This is a genomic window from Yoonia sp. (assembly GCF_036770585.1).
Lineage (GTDB): Bacteria > Pseudomonadota > Alphaproteobacteria > Rhodobacterales > Rhodobacteraceae > Yoonia.
In genome coordinates this window covers 77308-88482 of the sequence record NZ_DAIPIW010000003.1, presented here as the reverse complement: position 1 = coordinate 88482, position 11175 = coordinate 77308, and the positions used below count along the sequence as shown (strand labels likewise).

General features: G+C 60.4%; 17 protein-coding genes. All 17 read left to right on the top strand.

Annotated elements, in window-relative coordinates; all coding sequences use genetic code 11:
• Positions 1-56: 56 nt before the first annotated feature.
• The 17 genes from rplX to rplQ all read left to right on the top strand — a co-directional run bounded on the left by rplX (position 57) and on the right by rplQ (position 11173).
• Positions 57-362, top strand: coding sequence for a 50S ribosomal protein L24 (rplX, locus tag V7N12_RS01415; protein ID WP_333712134.1), 306 nt, complete (start codon positions 57-59; stop codon positions 360-362).
• Entirely contained in the window at positions 362-925 is a 564-nt protein-coding gene (rplE, locus tag V7N12_RS01410; protein ID WP_333712133.1) for a 50S ribosomal protein L5, read from the top strand. Before rplX ends, rplE begins: the two co-directional genes overlap by 1 nt.
• Positions 926-945: 20 nt before the next feature.
• Positions 946-1251, top strand: coding sequence for a 30S ribosomal protein S14 (gene rpsN, locus V7N12_RS01405; RefSeq protein WP_333712132.1), 306 nt, complete (start codon positions 946-948; stop codon positions 1249-1251).
• A gap of 12 nt (positions 1252-1263) precedes the next feature.
• Positions 1264-1656, top strand: a complete 393-nt coding sequence (rpsH, locus tag V7N12_RS01400; RefSeq protein ID WP_333712131.1) for a 30S ribosomal protein S8 — start codon at positions 1264-1266, stop codon at positions 1654-1656.
• 9 nt (positions 1657-1665) lie between these two features.
• Complete coding sequence (rplF, locus tag V7N12_RS01395; RefSeq protein WP_333712130.1) at positions 1666-2199, top strand: 50S ribosomal protein L6; 534 nt, start codon at positions 1666-1668, stop codon at positions 2197-2199.
• Between the two features lie 11 nt (positions 2200-2210).
• A complete protein-coding gene (rplR, locus tag V7N12_RS01390; RefSeq protein WP_333712129.1) occupies positions 2211-2576 on the top strand; it encodes a 50S ribosomal protein L18 in 366 nt (121 codons plus the stop codon).
• 132 nt (positions 2577-2708) lie between these two features.
• Positions 2709-3290, top strand: a complete 582-nt coding sequence (gene rpsE / locus V7N12_RS01385; protein WP_333712128.1) for a 30S ribosomal protein S5 — start codon at positions 2709-2711, stop codon at positions 3288-3290.
• Positions 3291-3303: 13 nt separating this feature from the next.
• The gene (gene rpmD, locus V7N12_RS01380) at positions 3304-3492 is read left to right on the top strand and encodes a 50S ribosomal protein L30 (RefSeq protein WP_333712127.1); all 189 of its coding nucleotides are present in this window, start codon (positions 3304-3306) and stop codon (positions 3490-3492) included.
• Between the two features lie 272 nt (positions 3493-3764).
• Positions 3765-4322, top strand: coding sequence for a hypothetical protein (locus tag V7N12_RS01375; RefSeq protein WP_333712126.1), 558 nt, complete (start codon positions 3765-3767; stop codon positions 4320-4322).
• 173 nt (positions 4323-4495) lie between these two features.
• Positions 4496-5701: a DUF2235 domain-containing protein gene (locus tag V7N12_RS01370; RefSeq protein WP_333712125.1), complete on the top strand. Its 1206-nt coding sequence runs from the start codon at positions 4496-4498 to the stop codon at positions 5699-5701.
• A gap of 271 nt (positions 5702-5972) precedes the next feature.
• Positions 5973-6446: a 50S ribosomal protein L15 gene (gene rplO / locus V7N12_RS01365; RefSeq protein ID WP_333712124.1), complete on the top strand. Its 474-nt coding sequence runs from the start codon at positions 5973-5975 to the stop codon at positions 6444-6446.
• Positions 6447-6548: 102 nt separating this feature from the next.
• On the top strand, positions 6549-7910 hold the full coding sequence (secY, locus tag V7N12_RS01360; protein WP_333712123.1) for a preprotein translocase subunit SecY: 1362 nt from the start codon (positions 6549-6551) through the stop codon (positions 7908-7910).
• A complete protein-coding gene (locus V7N12_RS01355) occupies positions 7907-8485 on the top strand; it encodes an adenylate kinase (RefSeq protein WP_333712121.1) in 579 nt (192 codons plus the stop codon). The genes secY and V7N12_RS01355 overlap by 4 nt, the downstream gene beginning before the upstream one ends.
• A 233-nt stretch (positions 8486-8718) precedes the next feature.
• Positions 8719-9087 carry a 30S ribosomal protein S13 gene (gene rpsM, locus V7N12_RS01350; RefSeq protein WP_333712119.1) on the top strand — a complete coding sequence of 123 codons (369 nt, stop codon included), beginning with the start codon at positions 8719-8721 and terminating at the stop codon, positions 9085-9087.
• A gap of 13 nt (positions 9088-9100) precedes the next feature.
• Positions 9101-9490 carry a 30S ribosomal protein S11 gene (gene rpsK, locus V7N12_RS01345; RefSeq protein ID WP_301046291.1) on the top strand — a complete coding sequence of 130 codons (390 nt, stop codon included), beginning with the start codon at positions 9101-9103 and terminating at the stop codon, positions 9488-9490.
• Positions 9491-9601: 111 nt separating this feature from the next.
• On the top strand, positions 9602-10618 hold the full coding sequence (locus tag V7N12_RS01340) for a DNA-directed RNA polymerase subunit alpha (RefSeq protein ID WP_333712115.1): 1017 nt from the start codon (positions 9602-9604) through the stop codon (positions 10616-10618).
• A 135-nt stretch (positions 10619-10753) separates the two neighbouring features.
• Positions 10754-11173 (top strand): 50S ribosomal protein L17, encoded by a 420-nt coding sequence (rplQ, locus tag V7N12_RS01335; protein ID WP_333712113.1) that lies wholly within the window; start codon positions 10754-10756, stop codon positions 11171-11173.
• Positions 11174-11175 lie beyond the last annotated feature (2 nt).

Genomic DNA, 11175 nt, shown 5'->3' with positions numbered 1-11175 from the left:
GCTGCGCGCAAAGAACTTCATGAAAATCATCTCGCTCGCTCCGGAGGTGCTGTAATATGGCTGCGAAACTCCGAAAGGGTGACGACGTGATCGTCCTCGCCGGCAAGGACAAGGGCAAGAAGGGCACGATCTCTTCCGTCGATCCCAAGTCGGGCAAGGCGGTCGTCGATGGCATCAACATCGCCATCCGTCACCAGAAGCAAACACAGGCGACCATAGGTGGCCGGACGCCAAAGGCGATGCCGATCGACCTGTCGAACCTGGCAATGGTCGACAAGAACGGCAAAGCGACCCGCGTCGGCTTCCGCATGGAAGGTGACAAGAAGGTCCGTTTCGCCAAGACGACAGGGGATGTGATCTGATGCTTGACGCTGCAAACTACACCCCCCGCCTGAAGGCCCAGTATGCGAAGACCATTCGCGCGGCCCTGAAGGAAGAGTTCGGCTACAAGAACGACATGCAGATCCCACGGCTCGAGAAGATCGTTCTCAACATCGGCTGCGGTGCTGAAGCCGTGCGTGACAGCAAGAAGGCGAAGACCGCACAGGAAGACCTGTCGACCATCGCCGGCCAGAAGGCCATGATCACCCGCGCCAAGAAGTCGATCGCCGGCTTCCGCGTGCGTGAAGGCATGCCTCTGGGTGCCAAGGTCACGCTGCGCGGCGACCGCATGTACGAATTCCTCGACCGTCTGATCACGGTTGCGATGCCCCGTATCCGCGACTTCCGCGGCGTATCGGGCAAGTCTTTCGATGGCCGCGGCAACTATGCCACCGGCATCAAAGAGCATCTCGTGTTTCCCGAGATCAACTTCGACAAGATCGATGAGAACTGGGGTCTGGACATCGTCATCTGCACAACAGCGAAAACTGACGCTGAAGCAAAGGCACTGTTGAAAGCTTTCAACATGCCGTTCAACAGCTAAGCGCCAGGGAGAGACTAGATATGGCTAAGAAATCCATGATCGCACGCGAAGTGAAGCGTGAAAAGCTGGTCAAGCAGTATGCCGCAAAGCGTGCCGCCTTGAAGGCCGTGATCAACGACAAGAGCATCCCCGTGGAAGAACGGTTCAAGGCGACCCTTGAACTGGCCAAACTGCCACGGAATTCGTCCGCGACCCGCATGCACAACCGCTGCCAGCTGACCGGGCGTCCACACGCCTACTACCGTAAACTCAAGATCAGCCGGATCGCGCTGCGGAACCTTGGTTCCAATGGCGAGATCCCCGGTCTGGTCAAGTCGAGCTGGTAAGGAGAAGTTGATATGAACGATCCTATCGGTGATATGCTGACACGTATCCGCAACGGCCAGATGCGCGGCAAGAGCATGGTGTCCACACCTGCCTCGAAACTGCGCGGCTGGGTTCTGGATGTTCTCTCGGACGAGGGTTACATCCGCGGCTACGAAAAGTCGGTCGATGACAAAGGTCACCCGACCTTCGAGATCAGCCTGAAATACTACGAGGGCACCCCTGTCATTCGCGAAGTCAAGCGGGTCTCCAAGCCCGGCCGTCGCGTCTACATGGCTGCCAATGACCTTCCGTCCGTGCGCAACGGTCTGGGTGTGTCGATTGTCTCCACCTCCAAGGGTGTGATGTCGGATGCAAATGCACGGATCGCCAATATCGGCGGTGAAGTGCTCTGCACTGTATTCTAAGGGGAAATCATGTCTCGTATTGGTAAAAAACCGGTCGAACTGCCCGCAGGCGTCACTGCCAGCGTGTCAGGCCAGACCATCGAGGTGAAAGGCCCCAAGGGGACCCGCAGCTTCAAGGCCACCGACGATGTGACCATCACCGTCGACGGCAATGTCGTCACTGTCGAACCGCGCGGCAAATCCAAGCGCGCGCGTCAGCAGTGGGGCATGAGCCGCACGATGGTTGCGAACCTCGCCACCGGCGTCTCGGAAGGCTTCAAGAAAGAGCTGGAGCTGTCGGGTGTGGGTTACCGCGCACAGATGCAGGGCAACACGCTGAAGCTGGCGCTGGGCTATTCCCACGACGTCGACTTCGAAGTGCCAGCCGGCATCACCGTCACCTCGCCCAAGCAGACCGAGATTGTCGTCGAAGGCATCGACGAGCAGCAGGTCGGACAGGTTGCGGCGAACATTCGCGCTTGGCGTGCCCCCGAGCCCTACAAGGGCAAGGGCATCAAGTACAAGGGCGAGTATATCTTCCGCAAAGAAGGCAAGAAGAAGTAAGGAACGCGAACATGGCAAACAGCAAGAGACAACTGTTTCTGAAGCGCCGTATGCGCGTCCGGAACAAACTTCGCAGCGTCACGGCCAACGCAGGCCGTGCACGTCTGTCCGTCCACCGTTCGAACAAGAACATCAGCGTCCAGCTGATCGACGATGTGAAGGGCGTGACCATCGCCAGCGCCTCGTCGCTCGAAAAGGATCTGGGTGTGGTTGGCAAGAACAACGTGGAAGCCGCGGCCAAGGTGGGCGCTGCAATCGCAGAGCGCGCCAAAAAGGCCGGTGTCGAGGTGGCATACTTCGACCGTGGCGGTTTCCTCTTTCACGGCAAGATCAAGGCGCTCGCCGATGCGGCCCGTGAAGGTGGTCTGAAGATCTAAAGGTGGTGGTGGGTTCTACCCACGCTACCGAGAACTGTAGGGTGGGTGAAACCCACCCTCGATGATCCGGGACCATAGGGTCACCTGGATTGGACAACGGGCCATGGCCCACCGACAAAAGGATGCCCCTCGATGGCAGAACGTGAGAACCGCGGCCCCCGCCGCCCCCGTGAAGAGCAAGCGCCCGAGTTCGCCGACCGTCTGGTCGCGATCAACCGGGTATCCAAGACAACAAAAGGCGGCAAGAACTTCGGTTTCGCAGCGCTCGTCGTTGTCGGTGACCAGAAAGGCCGCGTCGGTTTCGGCAAGGGCAAGGCGAAAGAAGTGCCCGAGGCGATCCGCAAGGCGACCGAACAGGCCAAGCGCCAGATGATCCGCGTGCCGCTGCGCGACGGCCGCACCCTGCACCACGACATGGAAGGCCGCCACGGCGCCGGCAAGGTCGTCATGCGCACGGCCCCTGTCGGTACCGGGATCATCGCCGGTGGTCCGATGCGCGCCGTATTCGAGATGCTGGGCGTGCAGGACGTCGTGTCCAAGTCCATCGGCTCGCAGAACCCCTACAACATGATCCGCGCCACGATGGACGGTCTGACCCGCTCGCAAAGCCCGCGCAACGTGGCCCAGCGTCGTGGCAAGAAAGTCGCGGACATCCTGCCCAAGCGTGACGAGGCGCCCGCCGCCGAAGCCGCTGCCGAAGCAGCAGACGCGTAAGGAGATTTGACAGATGGCTAAAACAATCGTCGTCAAGCAGATCGGCTCGCCGATCCGCCGCCCCGCCAAGCAGCGTGCAACGCTGGTCGGTCTGGGCCTGAACAAGATGCACCGCACCCGCGAGCTGGAAGACACCCCCAGCGTCCGCGGCATGGTCAACAGCATCCCGCATCTCGTCGCGATCATCGAAGAGAAAGAATAACGCGGGCAGGGGCAACCCTGAACGGCTGATCAACGTGAAACGCCCCGCAGGGAAACCGCGGGGCGTTTTGTCGTGGCAGGGTCGGGACGTCGCGGGGCTGGCCGGTGCGGTGATCTTGGGCCCCGTCCCCCTGTTCAATTTGAATTAACATGAACATTCCCAAGATATGCCCCATTCCGCACACATTGCCACACGTTGGGGGGCGCGGCGTGATTTGCAGGGTGCACCCCCGATATCCGCGTTCAGTCAAGTTGTCCTAACGAGTTTTGGATATGTTCAAGAGTAAGCTCTGCCTGTCACGCCGTTTTCATGTCGGCGCAACCCCTGCCCTGATTGCGGTCATGCGCAGGTTCCAGCGGGATCAGCGTGGCGCAATCGCGGTCGACAGGATGGTCCTTGCGGCCATGACCGTCGTCACCGGCATCGCCGTTTCGCAGACCATGTTGCGAGGCGTGAACGAGCTTGTCGATGTTCTGGTCGACACCACATACATCGTCGAGCCACCGATCACCGAAGGCTGCAGCAATGGTGCGAGTGGTGGCAGCGGCGGCGGCAGTGGCAGCGGCAGCGGCGGCAGCGGTGGTGCCAGTGGAGGCACCGGCGGAAGTGCCGGCAGCGGCGGCAGTGGAGACAGCGGCGGAAGTGCTGGCAGTGGTGACAGCGGCGGAAGTGCTGGTAGCGGCGATAGCAGCGGCAATAGCAACGGAAACGGAAACGGAAACGGCAACGGGAACGGAAACGGGAACGGGAACGGGAACGGAAACGGAAACGGGAACGGCAACGAAAATGGGAACGGGAACGGGAACGGCAAGGGCAACGGCAGAGGCTGATCGCCCCTACAGTCCCGGTTTTGCCTGATCTGCCACTCTGGAACGCAAGCGCCTGAAAAGCCGCGTCGCGCCAGAAGCCACCCCGCCAGCGTGTCCCGGGTGCCATGCGGCGCAATCCCACGTGAAGGAACAACGTAACGCCGTGTGGGAAACCGCGCGGCGCTCTTCCATTTATGGTTGACAAATGTTTCTTATTTGTTCCAATCGGCGCCATTCCGGAGCCTGAAGAATTGAAGAAAATCGTTATCCTTTGTGATGGAACGTGGAACCGTGTCGACAGCACGACCCCCACGAATGTCGTGCGGCTTGGTCAGCTTCTCAGGCCGACAAACGCGACGGGCGTTCATCAGATTCCCATCTACGTTCAGGGGGTTGGAACGGCACAGGGTGTTGGCAGGGTCAGCAGTTTTGCAGAAAGATGGCTTGGCGGCATGTTCGGTCTCGGGCTCTACCGGAACCTGATCGACGCCTATATCAAGCTGACTTTCATGTATGAGCCGGGTGACGAAATCTTCATTTTCGGCTTCTCGCGCGGCGCATTTACCGCGCGGTCCTTGACCGGGTTCATTCGCGCGACGGGCATCATACCAAGGGATTCCCTGCATCTCTTGCCGCGGGCCATCGCGCGATATCAAGACAAGACACGGGGCAAGAAGACCCATCCAAGTTCGGACGAAAGTCATGCGTTTCGCCTTGAGACCTCGCCCTTCATTGCCACAAGCGAGAAAGAGGTCAGCTGGCGTGAGACGCAAGGGAAAGCCGCACCGACCTTGCTCAGGATCAGCTATCTGGGCGTTTGGGATTCAGTCGGGGCACTTGGCGTTCCCAGATACTTGTCCGTCGCACCGCTTCTGAACGGGAAGAAATACGACTTCCACGATGCAAGCCTGTCGTCGATGGTCAAGGCCGCACGCCATGCTGTGGCGCTGGACGAACGAAGGCGATCCTTCGAACCGACACGATGGGACAATGTAAGGGACCTCAACGCCGAGCAAGGCGATGATAGCTTGCCCTATCAAGAGTTGTATTTTGTCGGTGACCACGGGTCTGTGGGCGGCGGAGGCGACATCGTCGACCTGTCCAGCATCGCGCTCGGGTGGATAGCCGAAGGTGCACAACAGGCTGGACTGGCGTTACAGGAAAAGGATCTGGCCGCCATACGGAAAGCCGAGAACTTTCGCGGCCCGATCCACAATTCATTGTCGGCGCCCGGTCTGGTCACAAAGTTGATGCGGAATTTCGGGATGGACCGGAAGGGGCCGGATACCGTGGATGAACTTCACCCCAGCGTGTTTGCCCGATGGAAGGCCGACAAGGCATACCGCCCGGGCAGTCTGGCCCATCTGAAAACCCAGCTTGACGTCCTGTCGCAAAGGTAGCTTCACGCTGAAGCAAAGGGCCGGGCACCCGCCTTTCGCGGCGATCGCCCCCCCAATCCTTACCCCTTCCATCGCGCGCCCCGTTCACCCCGCAATCCGCACCCCCTGCAGCGGGGGCAATCATCCCACCGCGCGTTGCGCACCACTTGATCCCCCGCCGTCATCCGTCTATACGCCCGTGGTCGGCCAGCACTCCGCCCCGACTCAGATGTAACGCCGTGTTTGGCCGCTCCCGTCGCTGGGGGCCAATTCCGGCATAAGGAGAAGCGACATGAAACTGCATGAATTGCACGACAACGAAGGCGCGACCAAAGGCAAGAAGCGCGTTGGCCGTGGTCCGGGTTCCGGCAAGGGCAAGACCGGTGGCCGTGGTATCAAGGGTCAGAAATCCCGTTCGGGCGTGGCGATCAAAGGCTACGAAGGCGGCCAGATGCCGCTTTACCAGCGTCTGCCCAAGCGCGGCTTCAACAAGCCCAACCGCAAGGCTTTCGCCGTCGTGAACCTCGGCCTGATCCAGAAGTTCATCGACGAAGGCAAGATCGACGTGAAAGCAGACATCACCGAGGACGCCCTGATCGCATCCGGTCTGGTGCGCCGCAAGAAAGACGGTATCCGCGTGCTGGCCAAGGGTGATTTCACCGCAAAGGCCAACATCACCGTCACCGGCGCGTCCAAAGGCGCGGTCGAGGCTGTTGCAAAGGCCGGCGGCTCTCTGACCGTCACAACACCAGCAGCGGCCGAGTAATACCTTGTGAGCGGCGTATCCGTCGCTTACATAACTCGCAGATTTCCCATACGCCGCTGACCGGGGAACGGTTCAGCGGCGTTCTGATGAAAAGAGACCCAAATGGCTTCAGCAGCAGAGCAGATGGCCGCCAACGTCAGTTGGTCCGCCCTTGGCAAAGCAACGGAACTGCGCCAGCGCATCTTTTTCACCCTTGGATTGCTGATCGTCTACCGCCTTGGCACCTTCATTCCGGTGCCCGGGATCGACGCGATTGCCCTGCAGCAGTTCATGGATGACGCCCAGGCGGGCATCGGCGGCATCCTGTCGATGTTCACCGGTGGTGCGCTGAGCCGGATGGCGATCTTCACGCTGGGGATCATGCCCTATATCTCGGCCTCGATCGTGATGCAGCTTCTGGGGTCGATGTGGGAACCGCTCAAGCAGTTGAAAAAAGAGGGTGAACAGGGGCGGCGCAAGCTGAACCAGTATACCCGCTACGGCACGGTCGTGCTGGCCACTGCGCAGGCTTACGGCCTTGCCGTCAGCCTCGAGGCGGGTGGACTTGCGGCCAACCCGGGCCTCTTCTTTCAGGCCTCCACCGTGATCACCATCGTCGGCGGCACCATGTTCCTGATGTGGCTGGGCGAACAGATCACAGCCCGCGGCATCGGCAACGGCATCTCGCTGATCATCTTCGTCGGCATCATCGCCGAGATCCCCGCCGCAATGGCGCAGTTCCTGAGCCAGGGTCGTTCGGGCGCGATCAGCCCGGCGGTGATCATCGGGATCATCGTGATGCTGGCGGTCGTTCTGACCTTCGTGGTCTTCATGGAACGGTCCCTGCGCAAGATCCACATCCAGTATCCGCGTCAGCAGCGCGGCATGAAGATCTATGACGGATCATCCAGCCACCTGCCGATCAAGGTGAACCCCGCCGGCGTGATCCCCGCGATTTTCGCTTCGGCCCTGCTTTTGCTGCCGACGACGATCGGCACCTTCAGTGGCGGCTCATCCGGTCCGCTGATGTCGACGATCCTCGCGCTCTTCGGGCCTGGCCAGCCGCTCTATCTGATCTTCTTCGGCGGCATGATCATCTTCTTCACCTACTTCTACACCCGTGAAGTCGCCTTCAAGACCGAGGATGTGGCCGAGAACCTCAAGAACCAGAACGGGTTCATTCCGGGCATCCGCCCCGGCAAGAAGACCGAAGAATATCTCGATTATGTGGTGACCCGTATTCTGGTGCTTGGCTCGGGCTATCTGGCGCTTGTGGCGCTTCTGCCCGAGGTGATCCGCGCCGAGCTTGCCATTCCCTTCTATTTCGGCGGCACCTCGATCCTGATCATCGTGTCGGTGGGGATGGACACGATCCAGCAAATCCAGTCACATCTGGTGGCACATCAATACGAAGGCCTGATTGAGAAGTCTCAGTTGCGTGGCAAGCGTAGCGCCAGCAAGAAAAGAGGGCCTGCACGGCGATGAATATCATTCTGCTTGGACCCCCGGGGGCGGGGAAGGGGACACAGGCGAAGCGGCTTGTTGACGAGCGCAACATGGTTCAGCTGAGCACCGGTGACATGCTGCGCGCGGCGCGCACCAGCGGCACCGAGATGGGCAAGAAGGTGGCCGAGGTCATGGACCGCGGCGATCTGGTGACAGACGAGATCGTCATCGGCCTGATCCGCGAGCAACTGGAAAGCGGACAAAGCGGCGGCGGCTATATCTTCGACGGCTTTCCCCGCACATTGGCGCAGGCCGACGCGCTGGCCGCCTTGATGGACGAGCTGGGCCAGACCCTTGATGCCGCGATCGAGTTGCAAGTGAATGACGAGGTTCTGGTGGAACGGATCGTCGGCCGCGCCCGCGAGGCCGCCGCCGCAGGCGAGCCCGTCCGTGCCGACGACAACGAGGAAAGCCTCAAGATCCGCCTGATGGCCTATTACAAACAGACCAGCCCGCTGATCGGCTATTACTACGCCAAGGGCGACCTGAAAACGGTGGATGGTCTGGCCAGCATGGATGAGGTCGCTGCGAGCATTGCGCGGGTGTTGGCATAAGCTGGCCCTTCTGTGCTGCATAAAATCAAGGGCACTTGTCCGGACGGGTTGACGGCCCTGCCGTCCGCCCCTAAACAGCGCCATCCCGAAAGGGAATCAAACGTTGGCATGGGGTCGCGCCCCATCACCAATGACCACCTCGCGTTATCAAAGCCCGGTGCCGACCGCTCCGGGCTTCGGTTGTGAAAAAAGGGTCTGGGATCACGGACCCGCAACGAAAAGGAATTGCAAACGTGGCACGTATCGCCGGCGTCAACATCCCGACTGCAAAGCGGGTTCCCATCGCCCTCACCTACATCACCGGTATTGGCAACGCCAAAGCCGAAGAAATCTGTGCAGCTGTCAACATCGACCGCGCACGTCGAGTCAATGAACTGTCGGACGCAGAAGTGCTGTCGATCCGCGAATACATCGACGCCAACCTGACCGTCGAAGGCGACCTGCGCCGCGAGACGCAGATGAACATCAAGCGCCTGATGGACCTTGGCTGCTACCGTGGCCTGCGTCACCGCCGCAACCTGCCGGTTCGCGGTCAGCGCACCTCGACCAACGCACGCACACGCAAGGGCCCCGCAAAGGCCATTGCCGGCAAGAAGAAATAAGGGGGGCTGATCAATGGCACGTGATACCAAACGCACCAAGAAGAAGGTCTCCAAGAACATCGCCGCCGGCGTTGCGCATGTGAATTCTTCGTTCAACAACACAAAGATCCTGATCTCGGACGTGCAGGGCAATGCGATCGCCTGGTCGTCCGCTGGCACGATGGGCTTCAAGGGGTCGCGCAAGTCGACACCATATGCAGCCCAGATGGCCGCCGAGGATGCTGGCCGCAAGGCACAGGATCACGGTGTGAAGACACTCGAAGTCGAAGTGCAGGGCCCCGGGTCCGGTCGTGAAAGCGCATTGCGCGCGCTGGCCGCCGTCGGGTTCAACATCACTTCGATCCGCGACGTGACGCCCATGGCCCACAACGGCTGCCGTCCGCCAAAGCGCCGCCGCGTCTAACAGCATTTCCAACGCCTTGGGGCTGTGCGTTTTGCACGGCCCCAATCCGTCATTTCAACCTCGGGCGTCTGCCTTTTTAGATCATGAAGGCCGACAAGTATGGAGGGACATATGATCCATAAGAACTGGGCTGAGTTGATCAAGCCAACTCAACTGGACGTCAAGCCGGGCAACGATCCGGCACGTCAGGCGACCGTGGTTGCCGAACCGCTCGAGCGTGGCTTCGGTCTGACGCTGGGCAATGCGCTGCGCCGTATCCTGATGTCCTCGCTGCAGGGTGCCGCGATCACCGCCGTGCAGATCGACAACGTCCTGCATGAATTCTCGTCCGTCTCGGGCGTGCGCGAAGACGTGACCGACATCGTTCTCAACCTCAAGGGTGTCGCGATCCGGATGGAGGTCGACGGCCCCAAGCGTCTGACCGTTCAGGCCAAAGGGCCGGGCGTTGTGACGGCTGCCGACATCTCGGAAACCGCCGGGATCGAGATCCTCAACAAGGATCACGTGATCTGCCACCTTGACGATGGTGCCGATCTTTACATGGAACTGACCGTGAACACCGGTAAGGGCTACGTTTCGGCCGACAAGAACAAGCCGGAAGATGCCCCCATCGGCATGATCGCGATCGATGCGATCTATTCGCCGGTTAAGAAGGTCAGCTATGACGTCCAGCCGACCCGCGAAGGTCAGGTTCTGGATTATGACAAGCTGACGATGAAGGTGGAAACCGACGGCTCGCTGACCCCTGACGATGCTGTGGCCTATGCCGCCCGCATCCTGCAGGACCAGCTGTCGATCTTCGTCAACTTCGACGAACCTGAATCGGCCACCGCCGGTTCCGACGACGACGGTCTGGAATTCAACCCGCTGCTGCTGAAGAAGGTGGACGAGCTGGAACTGTCCGTCCGCTCGGCGAACTGCCTGAAGAACGACAACATCGTCTATATCGGCGACCTGATCCAGAAAACCGAAGCCGAGATGCTGCGCACCCCGAACTTCGGCCGCAAGTCGCTGAACGAAATCAAGGAAGTGCTGTCCGGCATGGGCCTGCACCTCGGCATGGACGTCGAGGATTGGCCACCAGACAACATCGAAGATCTGGCCAAGAAATTCGAGGACCAGTTCTAGGACTTTCGGGTGGGCGGCAACGCCCATCCGCCAATGCCCGCGCTGGCGGGGAACACACGGGCAATTCCGCCCCAATAACGGAGCCGGCGTCACGCAGCGCCATGGCCCACCCTAAAACGAAATGGAGATTATCACATGCGTCACGCAAGAGGTTACCGCCGCCTGAACCGCACACACGAGCACCGCAAGGCGTTGTTCGCGAACATGGCAGGCTCGCTCATCGAGCATGAGCAAATCAAGACAACACTGCCCAAGGCCAAGGAATTGCGCCGCGTGGTGGAAAAGCTGGTCACGCTGGGCAAGCGCGGCGACCTGCACGCCCGCCGTCAGGCGAATGCGCAGCTCAAGCAGGATATCCACGTGACCAAACTGTTCGAGGTTCTGGGCCCACGTTATGCCGAGCGTCAGGGTGGCTACATCCGCATCATGAAGGCCGGCTTCCGTTACGGCGACATGGCGCCGATGGCGATCATCGAATTCGTGGACCGCGACGTGGATGCCAAGGGCGCTGCCGACAAGGCCCGCATGGAAGAATACGAGAACGCCGAAGACTAAGG